The organism is Cronobacter malonaticus LMG 23826, from assembly GCF_001277215.2.
GTDB classification, from domain to species: Bacteria; Pseudomonadota; Gammaproteobacteria; order Enterobacterales; family Enterobacteriaceae; genus Cronobacter; species Cronobacter malonaticus.
The window spans coordinates 1500056-1524797 of the sequence record NZ_CP013940.1 but is presented as its reverse complement, the minus strand read 5'-3'; the positions used below and the strand labels follow the sequence as shown (position 1 = coordinate 1524797).

The 24742-nt window shown below is 57.4% G+C and carries 25 protein-coding genes and 1 pseudogene; 5 read left to right on the top strand and 21 right to left on the bottom strand.

Translation table 11 applies throughout. The features are described from left to right. Positions 1-52 precede the first annotated feature (52 nt). The 18 genes from tcyN to AFK66_RS07075 all read right to left on the bottom strand — a co-directional run bounded on the left by tcyN (position 53) and on the right by AFK66_RS07075 (position 18286). The gene (tcyN, locus tag AFK66_RS07160) at positions 53-805 is read right to left on the bottom strand and encodes an L-cystine ABC transporter ATP-binding protein TcyN (RefSeq protein ID WP_023898489.1); all 753 of its coding nucleotides are present in this window, start codon (positions 803-805) and stop codon (positions 53-55) included. Beyond that, complete coding sequence (gene tcyL, locus AFK66_RS07155) at positions 802-1470, bottom strand: cystine ABC transporter permease (protein ID WP_004387977.1); 669 nt, start codon at positions 1468-1470, stop codon at positions 802-804. The genes tcyN and tcyL overlap by 4 nt, the downstream gene beginning before the upstream one ends. Before the next feature lie 23 nt (positions 1471-1493). Continuing rightward, a complete protein-coding gene (gene dcyD, locus AFK66_RS07150) occupies positions 1494-2486 on the bottom strand; it encodes a D-cysteine desulfhydrase (RefSeq protein WP_168161119.1) in 993 nt (330 codons plus the stop codon). Between the two features lie 94 nt (positions 2487-2580). Further along, entirely contained in the window at positions 2581-3381 is an 801-nt protein-coding gene (gene tcyJ, locus AFK66_RS07145) for a cystine ABC transporter substrate-binding protein (protein ID WP_023898487.1), read from the bottom strand. 85 nt (positions 3382-3466) lie between these two features. Then, a complete protein-coding gene (gene fliZ, locus AFK66_RS07140; protein ID WP_004387974.1) occupies positions 3467-4015 on the bottom strand; it encodes a flagella biosynthesis regulatory protein FliZ in 549 nt (182 codons plus the stop codon). Positions 4016-4075: 60 nt separating this feature from the next. Next, entirely contained in the window at positions 4076-4795 is a 720-nt protein-coding gene (locus AFK66_RS07135; RefSeq protein ID WP_004387973.1) for an RNA polymerase sigma factor FliA, read from the bottom strand. A 132-nt stretch (positions 4796-4927) separates the two neighbouring features. Beyond that, complete coding sequence (locus AFK66_RS07130; RefSeq protein WP_007776060.1) at positions 4928-6130, bottom strand: acyl-CoA reductase; 1203 nt, start codon at positions 6128-6130, stop codon at positions 4928-4930. After that, the gene (locus AFK66_RS07125) at positions 6114-7196 is read right to left on the bottom strand and encodes a LuxE/PaaK family acyltransferase (protein ID WP_007776061.1); all 1083 of its coding nucleotides are present in this window, start codon (positions 7194-7196) and stop codon (positions 6114-6116) included. The genes AFK66_RS07130 and AFK66_RS07125 overlap by 17 nt, the downstream gene beginning before the upstream one ends. Then, positions 7189-8604 carry an AMP-binding protein gene (locus AFK66_RS07120; RefSeq protein ID WP_023898484.1) on the bottom strand — a complete coding sequence of 472 codons (1416 nt, stop codon included), beginning with the start codon at positions 8602-8604 and terminating at the stop codon, positions 7189-7191. The genes AFK66_RS07125 and AFK66_RS07120 overlap by 8 nt, the downstream gene beginning before the upstream one ends. Further along, a complete protein-coding gene (locus AFK66_RS22720) occupies positions 8601-8747 on the bottom strand; it encodes a hypothetical protein (RefSeq protein WP_007776063.1) in 147 nt (48 codons plus the stop codon). Before AFK66_RS22720 ends, AFK66_RS07120 begins: the two co-directional genes overlap by 4 nt. Further along, on the bottom strand, positions 8744-9487 hold the full coding sequence (locus AFK66_RS07110; RefSeq protein WP_007776068.1) for an SDR family NAD(P)-dependent oxidoreductase: 744 nt from the start codon (positions 9485-9487) through the stop codon (positions 8744-8746). The genes AFK66_RS22720 and AFK66_RS07110 overlap by 4 nt, the downstream gene beginning before the upstream one ends. A 12-nt stretch (positions 9488-9499) precedes the next feature. Continuing rightward, complete coding sequence (locus AFK66_RS07105; RefSeq protein ID WP_032982474.1) at positions 9500-10246, bottom strand: SDR family NAD(P)-dependent oxidoreductase; 747 nt, start codon at positions 10244-10246, stop codon at positions 9500-9502. Between the two features lie 16 nt (positions 10247-10262). Further along, positions 10263-10502: a hypothetical protein gene (locus tag AFK66_RS07100; RefSeq protein WP_007776072.1), complete on the bottom strand. Its 240-nt coding sequence runs from the start codon at positions 10500-10502 to the stop codon at positions 10263-10265. 37 nt (positions 10503-10539) lie between these two features. Next, the gene (locus AFK66_RS07095) at positions 10540-11178 is read right to left on the bottom strand and encodes a NeuD/PglB/VioB family sugar acetyltransferase (RefSeq protein WP_023898481.1); all 639 of its coding nucleotides are present in this window, start codon (positions 11176-11178) and stop codon (positions 10540-10542) included. Continuing rightward, the gene (locus tag AFK66_RS07090) at positions 11175-12308 is read right to left on the bottom strand and encodes a DegT/DnrJ/EryC1/StrS family aminotransferase (protein ID WP_007776079.1); all 1134 of its coding nucleotides are present in this window, start codon (positions 12306-12308) and stop codon (positions 11175-11177) included. Before AFK66_RS07090 ends, AFK66_RS07095 begins: the two co-directional genes overlap by 4 nt. Before the next feature lie 69 nt (positions 12309-12377). Next, complete coding sequence (locus AFK66_RS07085) at positions 12378-15728, bottom strand: bifunctional class I SAM-dependent methyltransferase/glycosyltransferase (protein WP_007776080.1); 3351 nt, start codon at positions 15726-15728, stop codon at positions 12378-12380. Between the two features lie 21 nt (positions 15729-15749). Further along, entirely contained in the window at positions 15750-17237 is a 1488-nt protein-coding gene (locus AFK66_RS07080; protein ID WP_023898480.1) for a hypothetical protein, read from the bottom strand. A gap of 212 nt (positions 17238-17449) precedes the next feature. Next, positions 17450-18286, bottom strand: a complete 837-nt coding sequence (locus AFK66_RS07075) for a flagellin N-terminal helical domain-containing protein (RefSeq protein ID WP_007776089.1) — start codon at positions 18284-18286, stop codon at positions 17450-17452. 434 nt (positions 18287-18720) lie between these two features. Here AFK66_RS07075 and fliD point away from each other — a divergent pair, with 434 nt between their 5' ends. From fliD to fliT, 3 genes are read left to right on the top strand one after another with little or no spacing between them, the layout of a single operon-like run. Next, complete coding sequence (gene fliD / locus AFK66_RS07070; protein ID WP_007776091.1) at positions 18721-20151, top strand: flagellar filament capping protein FliD; 1431 nt, start codon at positions 18721-18723, stop codon at positions 20149-20151. 9 nt (positions 20152-20160) lie between these two features. Next, positions 20161-20571, top strand: a complete 411-nt coding sequence (fliS, locus tag AFK66_RS07065; protein ID WP_007776094.1) for a flagellar export chaperone FliS — start codon at positions 20161-20163, stop codon at positions 20569-20571. Continuing rightward, entirely contained in the window at positions 20571-20933 is a 363-nt protein-coding gene (gene fliT, locus AFK66_RS07060) for a flagella biosynthesis regulatory protein FliT (protein ID WP_007776096.1), read from the top strand. The genes fliS and fliT overlap by 1 nt, the downstream gene beginning before the upstream one ends. 846 nt (positions 20934-21779) lie before the next feature. Here the strand turns inward: fliT and yedD are convergent. Next, on the bottom strand, positions 21780-22193 hold the full coding sequence (gene yedD / locus AFK66_RS07055; RefSeq protein WP_007776098.1) for a lipoprotein YedD: 414 nt from the start codon (positions 22191-22193) through the stop codon (positions 21780-21782). 203 nt (positions 22194-22396) lie between these two features. Between yedD and yedE the strand changes: the two genes are divergently transcribed. Then, positions 22397-23614: a selenium metabolism membrane protein YedE/FdhT gene (gene yedE / locus AFK66_RS07050; RefSeq protein WP_023898479.1), complete on the top strand. Its 1218-nt coding sequence runs from the start codon at positions 22397-22399 to the stop codon at positions 23612-23614. Beyond that, a complete protein-coding gene (gene yedF, locus AFK66_RS07045; protein WP_023898478.1) occupies positions 23611-23844 on the top strand; it encodes a sulfurtransferase-like selenium metabolism protein YedF in 234 nt (77 codons plus the stop codon). Before yedE ends, yedF begins: the two co-directional genes overlap by 4 nt. Before the next feature lie 105 nt (positions 23845-23949). Here yedF and AFK66_RS07040 read toward each other — a convergent pair whose 3' ends face one another. Further along, positions 23950-24372, bottom strand: a complete 423-nt coding sequence (locus tag AFK66_RS07040; RefSeq protein ID WP_007776103.1) for a putative T6SS immunity periplasmic lipoprotein — start codon at positions 24370-24372, stop codon at positions 23950-23952. A 68-nt stretch (positions 24373-24440) separates the two neighbouring features. Then, positions 24441-24575 (bottom strand): annotated as a pseudogene (locus AFK66_RS22980) (type IV secretion protein Rhs); the annotation flags it as partial. Positions 24576-24742: the final 167 nt, after the last annotated feature.

The following is a 24742-nucleotide window of genomic DNA, read 5'->3' as shown; positions in this document are numbered from 1 at the left end:
TTTGCATGGTTTCGGTGAGGTGCCCGGCGCGGTAAACACGCCGGGTAAGCGATCAGTTATTAAGAAATTTCTCTAAAAACTGGCGCGTGCGGGGCTGCGTTGGGTTAGTGAACAGCGCTTTCGCCTCGCCCTGCTCCACGATTTTCCCCTGATCCATAAAGATGGCGCGATCGGCTACGTCACGCGCAAAACTCATCTCATGGGTGACGATGACCATCGTGCGCTTCTCCTGCGCAAGCTGGCGGATCGTATTCAGCACTTCGCCCACCAGTTCCGGGTCGAGCGCAGAGGTTGGTTCATCGAACAGAATCACCTCCGGGCGCATCGCCAGCGCGCGGGCAATCGCCACGCGCTGCTGCTGTCCGCCGGAAAGCCGCTTCGGATAGCTGTTTTCCTTACCGGAAAGCCCCACTTTCGCCAGCAGTTCGCGGGCGCGTGCTGTTGCCTCCGCTTTCGGCTCGCCTTTCACGATAACCGGCCCTTCGATGATGTTTTCCAGCACGGTACGGTGCGGGAACAGGTTAAAGCTCTGGAACACAAAGCCGACCTGCTGTCGCAACTCGCGCACCAGTCCACGCTGTTCGCGCACCGATTTGGCGGTATCAATGGTGATATCGCCCACGCGCACGGTGCCGCTTTCAGGCTGTTCCAGCAGGTTAATGCTGCGCAGAAGCGTGGTTTTACCGGAGCCGCTCGGGCCGATAATCGCCACCACTTCCCCGGTCTGCACTTGCAGGTCAATGCCGTGCAGCACCGTCTGCCCGTGGAACTTCTTCACCAGGTTTTTGACCTCAATGGCACTCATTTCGGATCGCGCTCCTGTCGGTTTAGCTGGTTTTCAAAATGGTTTTGCAGGGCGGAAAGCACCGTCGCCATCACCCAGTAGATGAGCGATGCGGCCAGATACATCGTAAACACTTCCAGCGTGCGCGAGGTGATAAGCTGCGCCTGGCGGAAGAGTTCCGGCACCTGAATGGTGGCCGCAAGCGACGTATCTTTCACGAGGCTGATGAAGCTGTTGCCGAGCGGCGGAAGCGCCACGCGGGCGGCCTGCGGCAGAATGGCGCGGCGTAGCGTCTGCCACGGCGTCATGCCGATACTCGCCGCGGCTTCCCACTGCCCTTTATCAATCGACGAAATCGCCGCGCGCAGCGTCTCGGAGGTATACGCCGCGGTATTAAGCGAAAGGCCAATCATCGCCGCCGGGATCGGGTCCAGCTCAATGCCAAACTGCGGCAGACCGTAGTAGATCATAAAGAGCTGTGCGATAAGCGGCGTGCCGCGAAAAATAGAGATATAAAAGCGCGCCAGCCACGACACCGGCCAGAAAGGCGAAAGGCGCATCATCGCCAGCAGAAACCCTAATACCAGGCCGAAAAACATGCCGCCGATGCTGAGCTGTAGCGTAAATACGGCCCCTTTCAGAAGAAAGGGCGCCGAATCAATTACCAGTTGGATACTTTCCTGCATTATGTTGGTTTCACCCTGCGTTTTCAGACATGCGGATGGTACGCGAACAGCGCCGGAGCGCCGCCGGTGTGAATAAAGAGAATCGGGCCGGTATCTTTAAAACGGTTCTGCGCGATGCCGTCAATCAGCCCGGCCATCGCTTTGCCGGTATAAACCGGGTCAAGCAAAATGCCTTCGAGACGCGCCAGCAGCTTCACCGCTTCCATGCCTTCGTCATTCGGCACGCCGTAACCCGGCGCGAAATAGTCATCCCACAGCACAATGTCAGCGCGCGCTTCCAGTTCCAGCGCCTTTGCAACGCCCTGCTGCAACGCGACGACTTTCGGCTTCTGCGCGGCGACGCTTCGCGAGACCGTCACGCCGATAAGCTCGGCCTCCGGCATCCCCTGCTCCAGCCCGACGGCGAGCCCGGCGTGCGTTCCGGCGCTGCCGGAGGCGACCACCACGGATGACGGGCGCACAATGCCTTCGCACTGCTGCACAATCTCCAGCGTGCTTTCGACATAGCCGAGCGCGCCCAGCACGTTCGAGCCGCCAACCGGAATGACATAAGGCCGGAAGCCCTGCGCTTCAAGGCGCACCGCCATTTCGTCAAGCTGCTGGTCAGGCGCGTCCAGCGCATCGCACATCTCAACCTGCACATTAAAAAGATCGAGCAGCAGCCGGTTGCCGTTAGTGAGGTAATTCTCTTCGCGCGTGGCGATTGGGTTTTCCAGCAGCGCCACGCAGTGCAGGCCGAGGCGCGCGGCCACCGCCGCCGTCTGGCGCACATGGTTAGACTGTATCGCGCCCGCCGTCACCAGCGTGTCGGCCCCTTCGCGCAGCGCCTGGGCTACGAGAAACTCCAGCTTGCGCAGCTTATTGCCGCCCATCGCCACCGGCATCGCGTCATCGCGCTTGATGAAAATTTCGCGGCCCAGGTAGTCAGACAGGCGCGGCAGAAACTCCAGCGGCGTGGGCGCGCCGATAAGCTCAAGGCGCGCATAGCGGGTAAGATTTTGCATGGTAAACCTCATGCCAGTTCAGCGGTTAAACCGTCATTATGCAGCAATTTTTCGCAGGCATAAAAAAAGGCGCTGATATCAGCACCTTTTTTGCGCAGCGAAACCGTTATTTGGTGACGTCCGCGCCAAACCACTTCTCAGAGATTTTCTTGAGCGTGCCGTCTTTCTGCATTTCGGCGATGGCGTTATCAACGGCCTTGACGAAATCGTCATTGCCTTTACGCACCGCAACACCCGCTTCCTGACGAGAGAACGGCTCACCGGCTACCGCCAGCGTATTGTTGGTTTTCTTCACCAGGTCCAGCGCCGCCAGACGGTCTACCAGAATGGCGTCGATACGGCCTACACGCAGATCCTGATATTTGGTCGGGTCGTCGTCATAGGTGCGGATATCCACACCCTGCACGTTCTGGCGCAGCCACTCTTCGTAGTTGGTGCCAAGACCGACGCCCACTTTTTTGCCTTTGAGATCGGCGGCGGTTTTAATGCTGCCCGCGTTCTCTTTCTTCACCAGCGCCTGAATACCGGAAACGGTATACGGCGTTGAGAAATCATATTTTTTCTTGCGTTCGTCGGAGATAGTGACCTGGTTAATCACCACGTCGATACGCTTTGAATCCAGCGACGCCAGCATCCCGTCCCATTTGGTCGGTTTAAGAGAGGCTTTAACCCCCAGATGCTTCGCCAGCTCCTCGGCGAACTCCACTTCAAAGCCCGTCAGCTTGCCGTCATCGCCCTGGAAGCTAAACGGTGGATAGGTGCCTTCAAGCCCCACCAGCAGCGTGCCGCGTTCTTTAACTTTGTTCAGCAAATTTTCCGCGGCATAGGTTTTTACGCTCATGCCTGCGACCAGTGCGACCGCCATGACGCCCATCACTGCCTGACGACCCAAACGTGCAAGTTTCATAAGTACCCCGAATTAACGAAATTGAGTGCTAGTGTAAGTAGTTACGCAAAGAAATCAAAACCACTGTGCTACAACTTATGCTTTTTTAATATATATCAGAAGTTGCCGTTGAGTCGGTTTTCTCCGTCGGCAGTGACGAGAGCTGCTGATACTGGGCATACTTACGAAGCGCAATTCGGTAATTGTTGGTACTGGTGAGCGGCAGCCACGCCTCAAGATGCTCGTCGAGATTATCCTGACGGGCAAGCGAGAGCGGCACCTGGCGTTGGGTGAGATGCGCGCCGAGACGGCGCAGGCGCACCACATATTCGCGGATCGTGCCGTGGCTCATATCGGTTTGCTCGAAGAGATATTGCTTAAAGCCGATGATATCGAAGTAGTTACTCTGCTCTTTGCAGTGCAAATCGCCGCAGAAGCGGCAGAGCGCCACCCAGTCCTGCTTTTCCTGCTCCCAGGTGGCCTCGTCAAGCAGTGTGTCGAGCGCAGCGATCGCTATCTTGTTCACAATCTCGCCGCGATGGACCAGCGTAATGCGGTCCAGCAGCTTGTGACAATGCGCACAATGCGTCTGTGAGTGCTTAAAATCTTTCAGATAGCGGCTCAGGGGCCGCCTTTTAGGTTGCTGCGCCGTCATGATAACTCCTGGTTGTCGTTCCTGTATGCGGCATTACCAGGATGATGACGAATCAACAACCTATAGCTTACCCAGCTTGGTACGCAGACGTTTGATGGCCTGGCTATGCAACTGGCTCACCCTCGACTCGCCCACTTCCAGTACCGCGCCAATCTCTTTGAGATTCAGCTCTTCCTGGTAGTACAGCGTCAGCACCATCTGCTCGCGCTCCGGCAGCGATTCAATCGCTTCCATAACACGCTCGCGCAAATTGCTTTCCAGCAGTTGATGCAGCGGGTTTTCGTTCTGGTTATCTTCCGTCACCAGTTCGATGCTATCGCCATGCTCTTCACGCCATTCGTCATACGAGAACAGCTGACTGTTGTTCGTGTCGAGCAACATCTGACGATATTCTTCAAGCGGGATACTCAGTCGCTCTGCGACCTCCAGTTCCGTCGCGTTACGTCCCAGTTCCTGCTCCAGTTGGCCTATTGCCTGCGCCACCTCGCGCGCGTTGCGTCGGACACTGCGCGGCACCCAGTCACGGCTGCGTAGCTCGTCCAGCATCGCGCCACGTATACGCTGCACTGCGTAAGTGGTAAATGCCGTTCCTTGCAGGGCGTCGTAGCGTTCTACAGCATTCAGCAAGCCGATGCCGCCCGCCTGTAACAAATCGTCCAGTTCGACGCTCGCCGGCAAACGCACCTGCAGGCGCAACGCTTCGTGACGCACCAGCGGGACATAACGCTGCCAGAGCGAGTGTTTATCCATTACACCATCAGCGGTATAGAGAGAATTCACGATAAACAGCCCTGCGTTAGTTGAGTTATCGGCGTGATTATCTAATTCTACAGCGCTTTTTAATCGGGAGAATAATGGTCTAAATAAGGGGTTATTTTCAGGTTATGCGCTAAATCACTGAAAATAATTTGATTAATAAGAAATTAAAGTTAAACGGCGGGTCAGCATTTCGGCCAGCGGATACCCGTCCCATAGCAAAGAAAACTGCATACTTTGCCCCAGCGGCACCACGCGATCGACCCCGCGCGGTTTCGCGCTTGCCAGAAAGCACTGAAATTCCTCAGGATCGACGCCAAACGTGACGATCGTCTGGCACTTCTCCCCGCACAGCGGCGCGATGTCCAGCAGATCCTGCGCGACATATTCAATAAACATTCCGCTCTGGTGATGATCCGCCAGCAACGCGCCATCCGGCGCGTCAGTTTGCGCCAGGAAAAGACGATTATCCGGCTGCGCGATGCGCCTGAGCGTCGGGTCGTTAACCGTCTGGGCGCAAAACCACGCCAGATTGCTCACGGCCGTCGCAGGCAGCGGCGCGTAGCGTTCGCCGCACCAGTCGCGAAACGCGGGCCAGAACTGCGCGCGCGCTTCATCGGTACGCTCGCCGGTCCACACCACCATTTTTGCGGCCGTACACGCCTGTTGCGCGGTCAGCAAGGTATCGTTATAAAACGCTTCCAGCAGGCGCGCTTTATCAGGCGCGGCAAGCCACGCGTCGGCGTCGATCACCGCAAAGGAGTAACGATCCGCAAAGGCGATATCCACCGCGCGAGGCCGCAGCGCCGAGCGGCGCACCTCGCTGATGGTGCGATCGCCACCCCAGATAAGCCGCGCGTCGCAAAGCGCGGAGAAATAATCGGTCAGCGCCGCGTCGTGCGGGTACTGTACCAGACAAAGGCTCGCCGCCATTGACGGCACATGCGCCAGCGCCCCTTTCAGCGCGTCGCAAATCAGCGCGGTCTGGGGGAACGGTTTTGAAGAAAGCCTGACGATATTGGCGTTGCCGGTGAGCAGCCCCGCCGCCAGCGAAAACGCGAAATTCACCGCCACGTTGGACGGCGCGATATGAAACGCCACGCCGCGGCCCTGGGTGATGCCCTGGGGCATAAACTCCTGGCGCAGTTTTTCCAGCGACGCCGGACGACACCAGAACGCGAGGCTCACCACGTCGCTGTAGGCGCGCACGCGCGGGTCGGCCAGCAGCTGGCGGGAAAATTCGCTTAAAAACGTCAGCGTCTCGTCATCAAACGGCGCGCGCGGGCGAAAACGCTCAAGGGCGGCGAGCTGTGCGGCGTCGCCCAGCAGAAAAGTGAGGTTGTCAAAACTGGGCTGCATAAGTGTCGCTACATCCTCTGATTTCGGCCTGTTGCAGGCGTCCGTTGATGCGGAAATATTTACCGTGCCGCCCGCAGGGGCAGTCATCCTCGCCAAGCAAAACGCCCTCATCTTCCGTGAGCAGCGAATGCCCCGGATAGGATTCCGGGATCAGCGACAGCACCTGTACGATCCCGGCGCGTCCCGGCGGGCACACCGAGAAATCGTGCGGATCACGGATAATCACATCGGAAAAAATACTGGCGTGCAGGTGGCCCTGTTCGCACTGCATGTAAATACAGCCGGTCTGTTCCACCATGCCGTAATAGTCATAAATGCGCGTCAGCCCGCACACGTCGTGCAGACGGCGCGCGAACTCCTGCGGCGACACCGCTTCGCTGGCGAGTTTTTTCCAGCCTCCGCCGTGGATCAAAATGCCCTGGCTGAGATCGATCCGCTGGCCGCGTTGCGAAAGCGCGCGCCAGAAATGCTGCCAGATCATAAAAGTGAACCCGAACAGCAGCACCGGTTTGCCCGCGTGTTTTGCAAGAAACGCGGTAATACCGTCAATATCGAGATTCATCTCGTCATCAAGCGCGAAGGCGCGATCGGCCCCGAAGATAGAAAAGCCCAGAATGCCCGCGCCGCGCGCGGAAAACATGGTGCGATCCTTCAATACCGACGGTGCGTCGATGATAAGCATCGGCAAACGCCCCGCGCCGGTAAAGGCGCTGACGATCTTCACCAGCGTTTTCTGCTGGTTGGCCGCCGTTTGCTTATCAAGATAGATCCGCGACACCGCCTGGCCCGTGGTGCCGGATGAGGTCATCACCTTCACGGCCTCGTCGGGCGGCATGCTCGCAAGCGTCAGGGTTTTAAACAGCGACACCGGCAGAAAGGGCACGTCCTCCGGCGCGTTCAGCGCGGCGACATCCACGCCAAGGCCGTCAAGCATGGCGCGGTACGGCGCGCAGTTCGCGCGGTGATGTTCCGTCAGCCACTGCAGGCGCTGCATCATCAGCGCGCGCTTTTCATCGCGCGCCAGCGAATAAGGGGGTTGCTGTAACCACTGCGCGTAATCAAGCACTGAGCGCCTCCAGTTGTGCGTAAAGCGTTTTTCCGGCGGCGTTTTTCGGGATGGCATCGAGGATCACCACGCGAAACGCGCTGTGGTGTAGCTGACAGGTCTGCGCCAGCCAGCTCTTAACCGTTTCGGCCTGGGTGTCATCGGTGAGAAACAGCGTGATGCGGTCATCAACGCCGCCAGTCGCGCACTCCAGCCCCACAAAATGGTTTTTCACCAGCTGTTCCAGCTCATCCAGCCCGACGCGGTTGCCGAACACTTTCAGGAACCGTTTTTTACGCCCGACGATGGTGTAAATGCCGTTGTCATCACGGCGGGCCAGATCGCCTGTCGCGAGCCGCCCTTTGAAATCATCGCCGCGCGCGAGACACGCCCGTTCCAGCGCATAACCATGACAGACGTTCGGGCCGTAATAGATAAGCTCGCCAGCCACACCCGCCGCGGTAATTTCCGCGCCGTTTTCATCTTCAAGCGTAAAGCGCCCGCCCGGAATGGCCACGCCCATCGCGCCCGGCATCGCCGCCGCGTGCTCAACAGGCAGATAGCCCATTCGCGAGGTGGCTTCCGACGCGCCATACATCACCACAAAACGCTTGCCCTGCTCTTTCGCCCAGGCGGCGAACGCCTCATGAAGTGTTGCCGGGAGCTTGCCGCCCGCCTGCGTCAACGTGCGCAGCGACGGCAGCGTCATGCGCATAAAGCGCAGCTTATTGAGCATTTCGAAGGTATATGGCACGCCCGCGAGCGACGTGGCCTGCTGGCTTTTCACGAACGCCCAGAAACCCGGCTGCACAGGGCCGCTGCGGGTCATCAGCAGCCTCGCGCCCTGCGCCAGGTGGGAATGAATCACCGACAAACCATACACATAGTTCATCGGCAGATAGACGAGTGGACGCTCGTTTGCGTCAATCGCCAGATAGTCGCAGATGCTCGCGCAGTTGCTGAGAAGATTGTCATAGCTCTGGCGCACCAGTTTCGGGCTGCCGGTCGAGCCGGAGGTCGTTATCAGCAGCGCCAGCGCGTCGTCCATCGCGGGAGCCGGCTCATTGGTCGCGATAAGCTGATACCCGTCCTGGCACAGCAGCACCTCGCCCGGCCACGCGCGGGCTTCCGGCAGCCAGAGAAAACCCGGCCGCCAGCGCGCGAACAGCGCATTAGCCAGCGTCTCATCAAGCTGGCTGTCGAGCATCACCGGCACCGTGCGGGCATTGAGCGCCGCCAGATAACCGGTGAGCGACGCCGCGCTGTTTTCGCAAAAGCAAAACATCAGCGCGCGGGCGGGCAGATGCGCGCGCACCTGCGCCACGCGCTCGGCCAGCTCGCCATACGAAAGGGTCGCGCCGCCGTCTTCAGTCAGCGCCACGGCGTCGCGCGGCGCGTGTCTCAGTTGCCAGAAAGGCGTATCCGTCATAACAACGCGTCCAGAATCTGTTGTGTAACCTGTGGCGCGGTCAGGCCGCACTGCTCCAGCATCCAGGCGTATTCGCCCGCCGGGCCGTAGCCCTGCGGAATGATGAAATCGATCTGAACATTTTTAGCAGCACAGCCCTTCATCGCATACCACCGTCAACACGTATCGTCTGGCCGGTTACATACGATGAAAGATCCGATACCAGCCAGACGGCGGCGGCGGCTATCTCCTGCGGCGCGCCGAGACGGCGCAGATCGGTGCCGTTACGGGTCTCTTCGATGACGTAATCCGGCATGGCTGAAAGCATGTCAGTTTCGGTCATCCCCGGCGCGATGCAGTTGGCGCGAATGCCCTGCTCGCCGAGCTCTGTGGCGATGGTGCGGGTCAGCGCGACAACCGCCGCTTTGGCCGCGCCATAGGCCGCTTTACCTGAATTACCATCCTCGGCGGCGGTCGAAGCGATATTCACAATGCTGCCAAAACGCTGGCGGGTCATCAGTTTTGACACCATCTGGGTCAGGCTGAACAGCGAGAAAAAATTCACCTCAAACTGTTCCCGCAACGTCTGCATCGTGGTCATCTGGAACAGCGCGTTCCAGATAACACCCGCGTTGTTAACCAGCGCGTGCAGCGGACGTTTGTCGCTCATCAGCCGTTTTACCGCACCTTTCATCGCGTCGTTATCGGTCAGATCAAAGCACAGCGGCCAGATCTCCACCTGGTAACGATCGGCAAGCGCTGCCATGTCGGCCAGAAATTCCGGCGTTTCGCTGCGCGCATGCGCGTAAATGCACGCGCCTTCGGCGGCGAAAGCCTCCACCATCGCGCGCCCGATACCGCGCGCGCAACCAGTGATAATGACGTTTTTGTCTTTCAACAACATGGGCTTCTCCTTTTAGTAACCGATCCCGCCATCGACGCGCAGCACCTGGCCTGTCACGTAGCTCGCCGCGTCAGAGCCGAGCCATACCAGCGTGTCGGCCACTTCGTCGGCGCGACCGGTACGGCGCAGGGCGCTCTGCGCGAGCTTGCTTTCCACCACGCTGTTTGCAAGGTTTTCGGTCATCGCCGTGGCGATAACGCCCGGCGCCACCGCGTTCACGCGAATGCCCTGCGGTGCCAGCTCAATGGAGAGCGTTTTGGTCGCCGCCACCATCGCGGCTTTCGAGGCCGCGTAGGCGAGCTGCCCACTATTGCCGTCGAGCCCGGAAATGCTCGCGATGTTAATGATGCTGCCGCGTTTATTGCGCAGCATCAGGCGCGTCAGGTATTGGGTGAACACCATCTGTGAAAAGAAGTTGATGGCGAAGGTCTTGTGTAACTGCTCCATGGTGACCATTGGGAACAGCGCGTCGAGCGTCACGCCCGCCACATTCACCAGGATATCCACCGGCACTTTCGCTTTCTGGATAGCCATCGCCGCCTGCTTAATGGACGCGTCGTCCAGCAGATCAAAGCAGACTGGCGTGATAGTCACGCCATATTGCGAAGAGAGTTCAGCGATTTGCGCGCTGAACGCCGCGTCTTCCTGCTGAACGCAGGCGAAGATATTCGCCCCGTGGCGCGCGTAGGCGACCATCGTGGCGTTGCCGATCCCCTGCAAACAGCCGGTGATCACCGCGTTTTTTCCCGCGAGCAGCATGCTGACCTCCGTCATATCAGGCGATTTCTACGTCGTATTTTTGCAGGATCTCTTTGCCTTTCTGCCAGGAGGTAAAGTCAATGATGTCTTCGGTATCCATCATGATGTCGAAGGTTTCTTCCAGTGCGGCGATCATGGTCATGTGGCCCACGGAATCCCAGGACGGGGTGTCCTGATATTTGTAATCCACCAGCGCCTCTTCCGGCACTTCAAAGGTTTCCATAAAAATGGTGTTGTATTTCACTAAGTTAGTCATGGTCATACTCCAGATAAAAAATGTTCTGTCGCGGCGCTTATTTAAACACCTTGCCTTCGGTATTCTGGCGCATCGCCCTGGCCGGGTTGCCCAGTACGATCGTGGCGTCCGCCACGTCGCTGAAGACCGCAGACCCCATCCCGACGATGGCGTCATCGCCGATGCGGGTCTGCTCTTTTACGCAACTGTTCATACCGATGAATACGCGCTCGCCTACCACGCAGTGGCCCGCCAGCGCCACCATTCCTGATACGACGCTATTTTCCCCTATTACGCAGTCGTGACCGACGCAGGCGCGCGGCAGGATCAGTGCGTTTTTGCCAATCGTCACACCGCAAGAAATGAAAGCGCCATCGCAGAGGATTGCACCTGTGCGGATCTCGCTTTGCGACGGAACATCGACATTGGGGTGAATAAGCGTCGCAAGCGGCGCGTTGCCTGCGAGCTTTTGCGCCAGACGCTGGCGCAGCGCCGGTTCGCCAATGGCGATAGCCACTTCGCACTCAGCAGGACGCGCGTCGAAACGCACCACCGCCGCGCCGTAGACCTCCTGCGCGTCGGTCACGTCGTCAATAAAGAAAATCTCGTTCCAGCGCGACGTACACTGGTTAATGGCGCGCGCCAGCATCAGCACCTCGCGCCCTAACCCGCCTGCGCCGTAAATGCCAAGCTTCATGCCACTTTCTCCGCAAGGCCGAGCGCGGCCTGCGCGCGAATGGCGTCTACCACGCGGCGCTGATCGTCTTCGGTCAGATCCGGGAAAATCGGCAGACACAAAATGCGCCCGGCGATACCGGTCGCTATCGGCAGGTGTTGCGGCTGCGCCGACGGCAGATGGCGGTACATCGAGAACGCGCTGATAAGCGGGTAGAAATAACGGCGCGAGTAGATGTTTTCGGCTTTCAGCGCTTCATAGAGCGCGTCGCGGCTGACCGGAAAGTCGTCGTTTACGCGGATCGGGAAGTAAGAGTGGTTCCACTCCACATCATCCGGCGCGCTGAAGGTTTCGATGCCAGGGATATCGGCGAGCCACTCGCAGTAGCGGTCGTGGATAGCCGCGCGGTTCGCCAGCGCTTGATCGATATGCCCAAGCTGGACCAGGCCGAACGCCGCCTGCACTTCATTCATTTTGGCGTTGATACCGGGCGCGACCACGGTCGTTTCCCCGGCAAAGCCGAAGTTTTTCAGGTAGTCGATGCGCTGTTTCATGCGCGCGTCCGGGCAAATAATTGCCCCGCCTTCAAAGGTGTTGAAAACTTTGGTGGCGTGGAAGCTCAGGATCGACAGATCGCCGCAGTTCAGGATGCTCTGGTGGTTTTTCTTCACGCCGAACGCATGCGCGGCGTCGTAAATCACCTTCAGGCCCCAGGCGTCAGCGATGGACTGAATTTTGTCGACATCGCACGGCAGGCCGTAGCAGTGGACAGGCAGAATAGCCGAGGTGGCTGGCGTGATCAGCTGTTCGATTTTGTTCGGATCGATGTTGCAGGTGACCGGGTCGATATCGGCGAAAACCGGCGTCAGGCCGTTCCACAGCAGCGAATGCGAGGTGGCGACGAACGAATACGGGGTGGTAATCACTTCACCCGTAATGCGCAGCGCCTGCAGCGCGGTCAGGAGCGCCAGCGTGCCGTTGGAAAACAGGCAGAGGTGTTCCACGCCGAGATACTCCGCGAGCCGGGTCTCCAGCTCCTGATGAAACGGGCCGCCGTTGGTCAGGTATTTATTTTCCCAGATCTGCTCAAGATACGGGATAAACTCTTCCAGCGGCGGCAGCAGCGGGCTGGTGACAAAAAGATTTTGCATGATACACCTCGGTGTTTTACACCAAACGTTGCCGGCCCCGGCCGGTATGGGTAATGCCGTCGCGACGCGTTATTCCTCGACGAAGAACGAACGCGGCGCCTCTCCGGTACAGTAAATTTTCCACGCGTCGCGCAGCCCTTTTTCAAAGGTCTCAGCCACCCGGAACCCGTCAGCGTTATCCGTCGGGATGCGGCTGCGCATGGAGAGACGAATCGCGTTCAGTTCTTCAAAGCGGCCCTGCCAGGAGAGTGCTTTGTCGACGTAGTCCGCTTTATCGCTCGCCACGAATTCGGGCAGTCCGTAGCCATTCATTGTTTCAACGCCCTGACGCCCCGCCATCGTCTCGCCGCAGAGCGTGAGCGTCGGCACGCCCATCCACGCGCCGTGGTTGGTGGTGGTGCCGCCGGTATACGGGAAGGCGTCGAGCAAAATATCGATGTGATGGTGGTATTCGAGATACTCGATAAGCCCGGTGCGCGTTCTGAAAATGAGCTGTTCCGGGCGCGCGCCGAAATGCGTCAGGCGGCGCGTCATCATGGCAATCATCTCGTCATCGGCCATAAAGCCCATCAGCAGTCTTGCGCCTGGTTCGCGCACCAGAATTTGCGCCCAGAGTTCGAGCACCTCATCGTTAATTTTTTTCGGGCGGTTGAAGCTCGCAAACGTCAGATGGCCGTTACGCAGCGCCGGCAGCGGATTCACATCCGGGCTTTGCGGGTGCGGCTCGAAAATTTTGCGCATCGGCACCCAGAGGATCTGCTCGGTAAACTGCTCAGCGAGCCCAGGAGGGCTTGCAAGCGTAGACGACAGCAGGCGGTAATCCATCGCCGGCACGCCCGTCGTGCCAGGGTAGCCAATCCAGGTCATTTGCAGCGGCGCCGGGCGCAGCGCAAACATCGGCAACCGCGTCCAGGTGGTGTGCCCGGAGAGATCGATAAGAATGTCCACGCCATCGTCGTTGACCAGGCGCGCCAGCTCGCGATCGCTTAACTGATAAACGTCACGCCACAGCACCGCGCCCGCGCGCAGGTGATCGGTCACCTCGTCGTGCATCGGCGCGGCGTTATAGCCCACCAGTTCAAACTGAGTACGGTCAAACGACTCCCAGAACGGCAGCAGGAAGTTGCTGACCGGGTGCGTGCGAAGGTCGCCCGAGACAAACCCGACGCGCAGCTTACGGTGCGGATCTTTCACATTATTGAGCGGCAGATTGAGCGCTAAGCGTTCGGCGTACGACGTGACGCGCTCGCCATAGTCGCGGTGCTTCGCGAGCAGTTCCTGCGCGCTGACACGGTTGTCGTGCGTCAACACAAACAGCAGGCTGGTGAAGCAGTCAAAATCTTCAGGCGACAGTTCCAGGGATTTCTCCAGGAAATAACGCGCTTCGTCGAGCTTCTGGTTATCGCTCAGCACCACGCCCATCATCGCCAGATAGCGCGGGTTGCGCGGCTGGAAGCGGAACGCCTCGCGGGCGCATTTTTCAGCAAGCGTCATATCGCCACGCGCGTGGTAGAGCGTGCCAAGCGAATTCCAGAAGCCCGCGTTTTTCTCATCGAGGCGCAGCAGCCCTTGCACCACTTTTTTGGCGTTGAAGTGGTCGAGCGTTTTTTGCAGCGCCGTCGCCAGATCGTAATAGATGTCGAGGCTTGAGAAGTAATGGCCCATCAGGCGGCAGAGCGCGTCCAGCGCCTCGTCCCACGCGCCGGTCAGCACGCAGGTGCGCGAATAGCAGCGCAGGATGTGCATATTCTGCGGGTCCTGCGCCAGCAGTTCGCGGGTATACTCGCGCGCTTCTTTTGCCATACCTTTGACAATCAGCCGGTTGGCCTCTTCATAGACGGCATCCATCTCGCTGCTGTCGGTCTGGCTGTCGGCGTCCATATTGGCTTCGCTTTGCAGCAGGCCGCCGCGCCGCTCGCTGACGCTTAAGAGCAGCAGCGTATTCAGGCACTGTTTCAGCCACGCCACGTTGCCGGTGCGCAGAAATGGCTGAATGGCGTTTTTCCAGGCAAGTGGCGAGCCGTTCAGTACGCCGCGAATACGCAGCGCGGTAAAACTCGCCCACGCGTCATCATCCGTCGTACGCATGCCGTCGCGCAGCCAGCGCCAGTGCGCGGGCGCAACGGTAACCGCCTCGCCCCACAGATTCAGCACGCGGCTCTCTTCATCGGTCACCGGCAGCGGCACGACCGGTGCCAGCACATCGTTTTCCGCCAGGTTATACGGCCCCGGCATGGCGCTCCAGAACAGACCGTCGAGATTATTGAGAAAGAGATCGCGCAGCGACTCCAGCACCTGCTTGCGGGTGTCGTCGCCCGGACGCTCCGGCAGGCGGCAGTTAAAAATCAGCTGTTCGACGCTGAGGCTCATCGGCCAGGCACCCGCCAGCACGTCGAGAATTTGCAGCGTCACCGGGTTTTCCGTACGCACCGGTACGCCGGACTGTGAAATATGGCCGCTGACGACGTTTCCGTTAATCGTGAACACGCGGGTGAAGTTGCCCGCCCAGTGCAGTGACTCAAGGATTGCCAGATCCGGCACGAAGGACGGCTCTGCCGCGTCTCTGGCGCAGAGCATCGTGAAGCGCTCGCGTCGGTTGACCGCGAAATCGAGATACTGGCGCGCGCTGTGGCGATCGCTCTGCCCGGCGATCATCGCATGGAGCTGCTGCTGGCGTTCGCCCCAGGACGCGGCAAGTTCCGTCTGCGGGAGCGCATCGCCGATACACGCCAGATCCAGCGCCTGCATCTCACGGGCGAAATCGGTGTAGTTGAGGGCAGCCGTATCGTCTGCCAGATAGCGCTGCATCAGCGATGCATCGTCCAGCGCTTCCGCCGCCAGCACCTGCGTTTTGAGCGCGCCATCGGGCAGCGTCATCGCCAGATAGCCGAGCATGGCGCGCGCGCAATTGAGCTGTTCTGCCTCGTTTGCGGCGCGCTGGCTGTGAAACGCGAGCGCGTCGCGAAGCGTGGCGTCATCGTCATACTCTGCAAGCGTCGTGTAATACGCGATCATGCCCTGTGCCGAGAGATGCTGACGGCACCAGCGCAGCAGCGCGTCGCGCGTGTCGTCGTCGGTGTGAGAAAAACGCCCGTGAATAATGATGTAGTCAAACTCGCCCGGCGACACCGCCAGCAGATCGCCGAGGCCCGCGGCGAACAGCTCAATATTGGTCAGTCCACTGGCCTGAATCTGCTGTTGCCCTTCACCGATACGCGCTTCATCAAGATCGATCCCGAGCGCGATGCTGTTCGGCCAGGCGCGGGCGTGGGCGATGAGCGCCTCGCCTGCCCCGCAGCCAATCTCCAGCACGCGTGCGAACGCAGGCGACGCCGCCGCCACGTGGTTAAGCGCAGCGCTGGCGTGCAGCGCGAGAGGGCTAATGCGGTGTTCCGGGTAGAGCGTCTTCACATCATTCATCCGTTTTAAATAGTCCAGAGCTTACGCGGCGAGGTATTTCGCCATCAGGCTGGTTTTGTAGTCGCTGTATGCGCCGCCGCCGTTTTTAGAGGTGGTCACTACCCAGCTAAACGCCTGCGCCGTGTGGTTAATACTGATAAGGCGCGCGGCCTCTTCGCGCCGGATCTGCATCTGTTCCACCGCCGGTAAGGTGTCGAGCGCAAAGGAGAGCGCCACCTGATCGAGGAACCACTCGTTGTTTTCCGCCGCCAGGTTGCGGTCGATAAAACGGGCCACGATATCCAGATAACGGAAGTTCGCCTCTGTCGGACGGGCATAGATAAAGCCGCCAAGCACGCGCTCCCAGAGCGGCGCGCCGTCGCTGCAGGTGAGGATCAGGTCAGCATCGTCAAGGCGCGAATGCACATCTGCCCAGGGTTTGCGCACCAGGCAGTCGGCATCGAGCAGCATCACCGGCGCGTCGAACTGCTCCAGCGCGTAACGCAGGAAAACAAAACGGCGCGAGGCGTAATGCACGTTAATGCCACGCACCGGCGCGATAACTTCACTGCTGAGAGAAAAGTTCAGGCCAGGGAACGCCGCCTGCATCTCGCGCACGCGAGCTTCGCAGCGCGCATCGCAGTTATAGATGTGCAGATGCACATCCAGCGCGGTGCCGTTGGTGTCATAGACCGACGCCACCAGCGCCTGGGCATGATCGAAGAAATATTTTGGATCGCAGGAGACCAGTACCGTGGTGTTACCGGTGGCGGCTTTCGGGATATGCCAGGTGTAACGGCTGTAATCCGGCAGCGGCAGCGGTTCGTTGAGCGGGCGGAAATCGATAAAGGAATCCGGGCAGCCGCCAAGCTTATAAATCCCGCAGACGATCATCAGCAGCACCAGCGACTCTTCCTCTATTAAGGAAGAATCGCTGGTCAGCGCCTGAATCACCACGTGCGCCTGGTTGTAATCTTCTTCCATCAGGCAGATAAGCAGCAGGATTTTCAGGACCGGCGCGCTGTTGCTGAGACGGGAGAGATGATTCGAGATTAAAAAGACCGCGCCATCAATTTCGCCCACACGAAACAGCAGCTGAATGGCGGCGACCACGAGATTAACCGAGTCGTCGCGCTTAAGCGCTTCCACCACGTGCGCGGTCACTCGATCGCCGAAACCTTCCACGGCGGCAATCTGATGCCCCTGCTTTTTACTGTCGAACGCCTGGTTGGCAAGCGTTGCGGCGCACAGCAGATGTTTAATCGCCAGCGCTTTTTCAGCGTCCAGCTCGGGCGGCATTGGTGCCGCCATAATGGCAGGCTCCATCGCGGCATAATCGGTGCTCCAGAAGTGCAGCACTTCCGCCACCAGATGCGACGGGATCACATCCGCTTCCGGGAGATAGATGGCGCGGGTGAAGATGTCACGGTAGTACTGATGCATTGCACGACACTGGGCAAACTGATTCATCGGTTTTAACTCATCATTAATTGCAACGCGCGACGGCGTTTTGCCAGTCAACCCGGCCATATCTGTCGCAACATGGAGGTGATCGCCCTTCGCGACACGCAAAGAGGAAGCTTTCCTGAAAGGGTAACATCGGGGTCGCGGGCATAATGGAGTGAAAAACCCCGCGAATAGCGGCTTATTTTGGAGATTGCATTTAAGGTAAATGCCGATAACTGACAGGCAAAAAAAAAGGTTGCTGTTTCCAGCAACCTTTTTGAAAGCTTGAGCGTCTATTAACGCAGCAGGGACAGCATGGACTGCGGAACCTGGTTTGCCTGAGACAGTACAGAAGTACCAGCCTGTTGCAGGATCTGAGCGCGAGACATGTTAGAAACTTCGGTCGCGTAGTCAGCGTCCTGGATACGGGACTGTGCCGCAGACAGGTTGTTGATAGAGTTGTTCAGGTTGTTGATGGTAGATTCAAAACGGTTCTGAATCGCACCCATGTTAGAACGCGCGGTATCGATCTTAGCGATAGCAGCGTCAGCAGCAGAAATCACAGCCTGTGCAGAGGAGTTGTCTGCGATAGAGGTGCTCAGGGCAGAGTCCAGAGTACCGGAAGTGGCGTTGATCAGTGCGTTGCTGTCGATGGAGATGGTATCGTTAGAAGAAGTACCAGCGCCAACCTGAATTTTCAGAGCGGTGCTTACAGAACCGTCCAGCAGTTTTTTGCCGTTGAAGTTAGCACCACCAGCGATACGGTCGATTTCAGACAGACGCTGAGTGATTTCCGTGTTGATGGAAGTCAGGTCGGTAGAACCGTTGGTGTCGTTTGCAGCCTGAACAGCCAGCTCACGGATACGCTGTAAGTTGGTGTTGATTTCGTTCAGGTTACCTTCAGCGGTCTGAACCAGGGAGATGCCGTCGTTTGCGTTACGAGCAGCCTGGGTCATACCTTTAACCTGAGAGGTCATACGGTTAGCAATCGCCTGGCCAGCAGCGTCGTCTTTCGCGCTGTTGATACGCAGACCAGAGGACAGACGCTCGATAGCAGTGCCCAGAGCAGACTGAGATTTGTTCAGGTTGGTCTGAGTGGTCAGGGACAAAAGGTTAGTATTGATAACTGACATAATTTAATTCCTTCAAAAATTGGGTTTAGGTTCGGTGCCTAACACTCACGGCGTCTCTCACCGTCAACAAGGTTATCGACGCTTCTTAAAAAGACTTTAGAAACAAACTCAAAAAATTTACATGTTATTGTTTTTTAAAGAATTGTTTTATTTAATGTCTTTTTATAAGTCTCAGAACTAAGATTTTTCTTATGTATTGCATAAATAAATTCTGGCTGCTATTTCCCTTTTATTAATGCGGAGTAGTCATTTTTTTCTGACTTTTTTGCAGACATATAAAGAAGGGAAATATTTCACTTAAGGCAGGCCATCGGATCAATAGCCCCTCTCTGCATCATCTATTCCTGGGATTATTTTTTAGCGCCAGGAGTAAACTTTTGCTTTGCGTCGCCGATAAGAGACTGAAACGACCATCGACTTCAAGGAAATCACGCATGGCTACAATCAGTAATCTCGGGGTAGGCTCGAATCTTGGGCTTGCCGATCTGTATGACAAGCTGGAAGCGGCAGAACAAACCAAACTGACGGTTATTACCAAACAGCAGACAACTTATAACACGCAGTTGAGCGCCTACAGCAAGCTGCAAAGTTCCCTGCAGAGCCTGCAGACCGCGACGGCTGCGCTCGGTAAAACCGCAACATGGAACTCAACCTCGGTCAGCAGTACTAACACCGCGTTTGCGGCAACCACCACCAGCGATGCGATGACCGGTGATTACACCGTCAACGTAAAACAGATGGCGAAAGCACAGGTGCTGACCTCTGGCTCTATCGCCAGCAACACCACGCAGCTGGGTGCCACCACTGGCACGACCCGAACCGTCACCATCAGCCAGCCGGGCACGTCCAAACCGCTGACCGTTTCTCTGGCTGATGGCGATACCTCGCTGAACGGCATCGCAAAAGCGATTAACAAAGCGGGCGGCAATGTTTCCGCAAGCGTGATTAAAGCGTCTGATGGCGACTACCGCCTGATGCTGACCTCCAAAACGACAGGCACCAGCAATGACATGACCGTCACGGTCACCGGCGACGATACCCTGCAGGGGATTATCGGCTTCGATTCCAGCACCAAAACCGGCGCGCTCTCCATCCAGACGGCCTCTCAGAACGCCAAAGTGGTGGTGAACGATATCGAAATCGAACGTTCCACCAACGTGATTTCTGACGCGCTGCCTGGCACCACGCTGACGCTGAAAGCGCAGAGCACCGCTAACGAAACGCTCTCTGTGACCCGCGCGACCGACGCCAACAAAAAGGCCGTGACCGACTGGGTGACCGCGTATAACGCGCTGCAGTCAACCATCGCGTCTGTGACCAAGTACGTCAAAGTGGATGCAGGCGATACGCAATCCTCCAACAACGGCGCGCTGATTGGCGACAGTAACGTGCGTTCCATTCAGTCTCAGCTGCGCAGCACGCTGACGCAGGTGCAGAGCGGCAGTATCGCTATCATGGCGCAGCTCGGTATCACGCAGGACCCGGTTCTGGCTGCCGACGGCGCCGCTGGCGTGCTGAAAGTTGATGATGCGAAACTGACCAAAGCGCTGACCGAAAACCCGGACGCCGTTCAGGCGTACTTTGTGGGCGATGGTAAAGCGACCGGTATGGCCACGCAGATGAATAACACCCTCACCTCTATGCTGAGCACCACCACCGGCAAAGAAGGGGTGATTCAGAATGCGAAAGACAGTATTAACGACACGCTGAAATCGCTGGATAAGCGCTATACCGCGATGGAAGCTTCTATTGAAGCCACCATGGCGCGTTATAAGTCGCAGTTTAGCAACCTGGATTCCCTGGTGAATAAACTGAACAGTACCTCAACGTACCTGACTAAACAGTTCTCCTCTTCAAGCAGTTAAGGAACGGATATGTACAATAGCTCTGGTGTTCAGGCCTACCAGCAGGTGGGCCTGGAAAGTGCGGTAATGAGCGCAAGCCCACACCAGCTGGTCGTAATGTTATTTGACGGGGCACTCAGTGCCCTTGTTCGCGCGCGCCTGTTTATCGAACAGGGCGACATCGTGGCGAAAGGTCAGGCGCTGACCAAGGCCATTAACATTATCGATAACGGACTCAAAGCTGGCCTGAATATGGATATCGGCGGCGACCTGCCGCGTAATCTGGCCTCGCTTTACGAATACATGGTGCGACGTTTACTGCATGCGAACCTGCGTAACGATGTTGATGCCATCAATGAAGTTGAAACCCTGATGACCAATATTGCTGACGCCTGGAAGCAGATTGGTCCCGGCACCACTCTCGCGCAGGAAACGTTCTGATGAATGATTTCATCTCATCCCTAAATAACTGGCAGGCGCTGTATGCGCTTAGTAATACCATGCTCAGCCTGGCGAACTCAGGACAGTGGGATGAGCTGATTGAACAGGAAGTAAAGTACGTTACCCTGGTGGAAGCGATTGCCCGCAATCCGATCGAGCCGGACAACAGCGTGTTTCATGAGAAAGCGCGTGAGCTGCTGACAAAGGTGCTGGCCAACGAGGCAGCGCTGAAAATCAAACTGCAGGCGAGAATGGAAGAGTTACGCGTGCTGATTGAGCAGAACGGCAATCAGAAATCGCTGGTGTCCACCTATGGTAAGCTTTCCGGCAACGTTTTGATGCCAAACGATTTTAATCAATAATTTCCTGTCATTCAGGGCCGTGGTTTAACGCCGCGGCCCTGCGCTTTTCTCCCGTCCGGGAATGTGAATATTTCAGTGTGATGTGTGAAGCAGGTGTCTGGCCCGATGGTGGGGTTTTGCCTGATGGTGGGAGCGCTTCGCTTACCCACCCTACAAAAGAGACTCCGGCCTTTAGGGCGGGTAAGCGTATGCGCACCCGCCATTCATAAACCCAGACCCAATCCTGCCGTAGGGCGGGTAAGCGCAGCGCACCCGCCATTCATAAACCCAGACCCAATCCTGCCGTAGGGCGGGTAAGCGCAGCGCACCCGCCATTCATAAACCCAGACCCAATCCTGTCGTAGGGCGGGTAAGCGTATGCGCACCCGCCGCCAGATTTTCACTCTCACCTTTATACAGAGCGCCGGATAAAAGGATATACAGGGCTGAAGAATATGCTCCGTTCGCCTGAACGTCACTTTTATATGGACGCTTTTCTCACGCGAACGTGCAAAGGGGGCTCGCCGCCGCCCCCTTTGCAATCCCGGCTCCCGGCGGAAATCGGCCCTCAGGGGCCGATTTTTTTAGCCGGAGCAAAACCATCCACTCTGGCGTCCGCTTTATGGGCGGGCGAAAAAAACGGTGGGTGCGCTTACGCTTACCCACCCTACAAAAGACACTCCGGTCCCCAGGGCGGGTAAGCGCAGCGCACCCGCCATTCATAAACCCAGGCCCAACCCTGACGTAGGGCGGGTAAGCGAAGCGCACCCGCCATCACAAATCCATACCCAACCCCACCGCCAGACGCCCATAAAAAAGCCCGGCACGCAGACACGCGCCAGGCTCACTTTCACTGCCAACGCACGGTTACGGCAGCGGCGTCTCCAGCGGATTTTTGGCGAGGAAATCCGCGCATTCTGTCGTCGGACGGTCCACGCGCTCAAGCGTCATTCCGGCGTATTCCAGTGTGTTACCCTCGCGAGAAAGCTTATAAACTTCAAGCTTATTGGTCACGTTATACAGGGTATCGTCGCGACGCATCAGCTTCCCTGGCAGCGCAATCACCCGCTGCCATTGACGGCAGTCGAGGGTATCACCAGCGGGCGTCACCACCAGGCTTGCGATCGCCTCCGGGCTTACCAGCTCACTTTGCGGCCCTTTCGACTGCCAGTACCCCGCTATCCCCGCCGGCGGCGGCGTTTTCACCACCTCGTTATAGTTCTCCACCTGAACGCATCCGCTCAGCCCCAGCATCATCAATCCCAGTGCGATTTTTTTCATCGTTTGTCCTGCCCGTGAAGAAAAAAAGATTGTGGCATTAAAGCATTAACGCTTCCACCCCAACGCGGCGGCGCGGGAATTGATCCAGATTCGCTTTTGCCGAATTTTTGCTGTGCGAAAACCGCCAGCGGCGTAAGATGCGGGCTTCTTTTGGCGCGCTCACAGCGCCTTTTAGTTCCGTCTGAGTTCAGAGGCTAAAATTCATGTCATGGCACGACTTTAAACAGCAATACCTCGTTCGTTTCTGGGCACCGCTGCCCGCCGTAATCGCCGCAGGCATCCTCTCCACTTACTATTTCGGCATCACCGGCACCTTCTGGGCCGTCACCGGCGAATTCACCCGCTGGGGCGGACAGCTCTTACAGCTCTTCGGCGTGCACGCCGAAAACTGGGGTTACTACAAGCTGATTCATCTGGAAGGCACCCCGCTGACCCGCATCGACGGGATGATGATTATCGGCATGTTCGGCGGCTGCTTCGCGGCGGCGCTGTGGGCCAACAATGTGAAACTGCGTATGCCGCAGCACCGCATCCGCATTATTCAGGCGGTGGCGGGCGGCATCATTGCGGGCTTCGGCGCGCGTCTGGCGATGGGCTGCAACCTGGCGGCATTTTTTACCGGCATTCCGCAGTTCTCGCTGCACGCCTGGTTTTTTGCGCTGGCGACGGCCATCGGCTCGTGGTTCGGCGCGCGTTTTACCCTGCTGCCGATGTTTCGCATTCCGGTGAAAATGCAAAAAGTGAGCGCCGCCGCGCCGCTGACGCAAAAGCCTGACCAGGCGAAGCGCCGCTTTCGCATCGGGATGCTGGTGTTTGCGGGCATGATTGGCTGGGCGCTGCTCACCGCCATGAACGCGCCGAAACTGGGTCTCGCGATGCTGTTCGGCGTCGGATTCGGCCTGCTTATCGAGCGCGCGCAGATCTGCTTTACCTCGGCATTTCGCGATATGTGGATAACCGGACGCACCCATATGGCCAAAGCGATTATTTTCGGCATGGCGGCGAGCGCCATCGGCATCTTCAGCTATGTGCAAATGGGCGCTACGCCAAAAATTATGTGGGCTGGCCCGAATGCGGTGCTCGGCGGCCTCTTATTCGGCTTCGGTATTGTGCTGGCGGGCGGCTGTGAAACCGGCTGGATGTATCGCGCCGTGGAAGGCCAGGTGCATTACTGGTGGGTGGGGCTTGGCAATGTAATTGGCTCCACCGTGCTGGCGTATTTCTGGGACGACCTTGCGCCGTCGCTTGCGACAAGCTGGGACAAAATCAACCTGCTGAATACATTCGGGCCGCTCGGCGGTCTGCTGGTGACATATCTGCTGCTGTTCGTCGCGCTGATGCTGGTCATTGCCCAGGAGAAACGCTTTTTCCGCCGTCAGAAACCCGCCGCCACCGTTGCGGCTATTAAGGAGGGCGCATGAGCGCCATTACCCCTGATTATCGCCTGGATATGTCCGGCGAGCCTTGCCCTTACCCGGCGGTCGCCACGCTCGAAGCGCTGCCGCAGCTGAAAAAGGGCGAGATTCTGGAAGTGATCAGCGACTGCCCGCAGTCGATTAATAACATTCCACTGGACGCCCGCAACCACGGCTATACGGTGCTGGATATCCAGCAGGATGGCCCCACCATCCGTTATCTCATCCAGAAATAACCCTCAGCGCCCTCCCCGCCGGGAGGGCGCGCGGTTCCTGCCCTGCAAAATAAAAAACCGCCGTGAAGGCGGTCGTGTTATCAGCGGTATTTCACCTGGCGGCGATTACTGACTGATCTCGCTTTCATTCAGCGTCAATGGTTGAACCTTGTCATCCGTCAGTTCAAACCCCACCACAACATGCCGTGACGCGCCATTTTTATTTTCCCGCGTGGGAATCAGCGCATATTCGACAATATAAGGCGTCTGCTTTTTGAAAGCGTAAAAAGACGGTGGCAGACACAATTGCTCATCTTCAACGTTAAGCGCAGGCTTTTCGCGATACCATCTTTCTTTGGGCGGTGTATTGCGCGGCGCGATGATAATAACAGAGGGCTGATAATGCTCTGCATCCGGAGCACTAAAGCAGACATTCTGCGCAATCCGTTTTACGGTAGTCGTTTCGCTGGGAGTTAATCTGTCCCCCTGCCCTGGACAACCCGCCAGCATAAATACCGTCAGAAGCCATAATTTCGGCGCTTTAAACATAAGGAAATCCTTTCAGGGTGTAAGCGTATCGCGCGCTGACTGTGGCTTCATCAAGTTCGCCATCGTAAGAAAGGTTGGTAACTGTCATGATGGATCCAGACTTTATGGTACTCAATAGAATTATCAAATACAGATTTTGCTAATTTGATTTCACCAAGGGTTAATAGCCTGAGACTTCCTTCCTGTTGAGCTTGCTGTGTCATAAAAACCTCCTTTTAAAATCATGCAGCCCCTGTAACTTATTATTATAAAGTAATTTATTCATATACACAGTCACAAATTTTAACAGGCAATAGCCTCTCGTATATAGAAATAGATTTATAAAGAGATGAAACAAACGTGGTGAGTATTGAATGCTGATTCATAATAT

What these genes read in the sequence shown, in the direction of transcription:
- tcyN (WP_023898489.1), bottom strand. Translation starts at nt 805, where the DNA reads ATGAGTGCCATTGAGGTCAAAAACCTGGTGAAGAAGTTCCACGGGCAG.
- tcyL (WP_004387977.1), bottom strand. Translation starts at nt 1,470, where the DNA reads ATGCAGGAAAGTATCCAACTGGTAATTGATTCGGCGCCCTTTCTTCTG.
- dcyD (WP_168161119.1), bottom strand. Translation starts at nt 2,486, where the DNA reads ATGAGGTTTACCATGCAAAATCTTACCCGCTATGCGCGCCTTGAGCTT.
- tcyJ (WP_023898487.1), bottom strand. Translation starts at nt 3,381, where the DNA reads ATGAAACTTGCACGTTTGGGTCGTCAGGCAGTGATGGGCGTCATGGCG.
- fliZ (WP_004387974.1), bottom strand. Translation starts at nt 4,015, where the DNA reads ATGACGGCGCAGCAACCTAAAAGGCGGCCCCTGAGCCGCTATCTGAAA.
- AFK66_RS07130 (WP_007776060.1), bottom strand. Translation starts at nt 6,130, where the DNA reads ATGCAGCCCAGTTTTGACAACCTCACTTTTCTGCTGGGCGACGCCGCA.
- AFK66_RS07120 (WP_023898484.1), bottom strand. Translation starts at nt 8,604, where the DNA reads ATGACGGATACGCCTTTCTGGCAACTGAGACACGCGCCGCGCGACGCC.
- AFK66_RS22720 (WP_007776063.1), bottom strand. Translation starts at nt 8,747, where the DNA reads ATGAAGGGCTGTGCTGCTAAAAATGTTCAGATCGATTTCATCATTCCG.
- AFK66_RS07110 (WP_007776068.1), bottom strand. Translation starts at nt 9,487, where the DNA reads ATGTTGTTGAAAGACAAAAACGTCATTATCACTGGTTGCGCGCGCGGT.
- AFK66_RS07105 (WP_032982474.1), bottom strand. Translation starts at nt 10,246, where the DNA reads ATGCTGCTCGCGGGAAAAAACGCGGTGATCACCGGCTGTTTGCAGGGG.
- AFK66_RS07100 (WP_007776072.1), bottom strand. Translation starts at nt 10,502, where the DNA reads ATGACTAACTTAGTGAAATACAACACCATTTTTATGGAAACCTTTGAA.
- AFK66_RS07095 (WP_023898481.1), bottom strand. Translation starts at nt 11,178, where the DNA reads ATGAAGCTTGGCATTTACGGCGCAGGCGGGTTAGGGCGCGAGGTGCTG.
- AFK66_RS07090 (WP_007776079.1), bottom strand. Translation starts at nt 12,308, where the DNA reads ATGCAAAATCTTTTTGTCACCAGCCCGCTGCTGCCGCCGCTGGAAGAG.
- AFK66_RS07085 (WP_007776080.1), bottom strand. Translation starts at nt 15,728, where the DNA reads ATGAATGATGTGAAGACGCTCTACCCGGAACACCGCATTAGCCCTCTC.
- AFK66_RS07080 (WP_023898480.1), bottom strand. Translation starts at nt 17,237, where the DNA reads ATGGCCGGGTTGACTGGCAAAACGCCGTCGCGCGTTGCAATTAATGAT.
- AFK66_RS07075 (WP_007776089.1), bottom strand. Translation starts at nt 18,286, where the DNA reads ATGTCAGTTATCAATACTAACCTTTTGTCCCTGACCACTCAGACCAAC.
- fliD (WP_007776091.1), top strand. Translation starts at nt 18,721, where the DNA reads ATGGCTACAATCAGTAATCTCGGGGTAGGCTCGAATCTTGGGCTTGCC.
- fliS (WP_007776094.1), top strand. Translation starts at nt 20,161, where the DNA reads ATGTACAATAGCTCTGGTGTTCAGGCCTACCAGCAGGTGGGCCTGGAA.
- fliT (WP_007776096.1), top strand. Translation starts at nt 20,571, where the DNA reads ATGAATGATTTCATCTCATCCCTAAATAACTGGCAGGCGCTGTATGCG.
- yedD (WP_007776098.1), bottom strand. Translation starts at nt 22,193, where the DNA reads ATGAAAAAAATCGCACTGGGATTGATGATGCTGGGGCTGAGCGGATGC.
- yedE (WP_023898479.1), top strand. Translation starts at nt 22,397, where the DNA reads ATGTCATGGCACGACTTTAAACAGCAATACCTCGTTCGTTTCTGGGCA.
- yedF (WP_023898478.1), top strand. Translation starts at nt 23,611, where the DNA reads ATGAGCGCCATTACCCCTGATTATCGCCTGGATATGTCCGGCGAGCCT.
- AFK66_RS07040 (WP_007776103.1), bottom strand. Translation starts at nt 24,372, where the DNA reads ATGTTTAAAGCGCCGAAATTATGGCTTCTGACGGTATTTATGCTGGCG.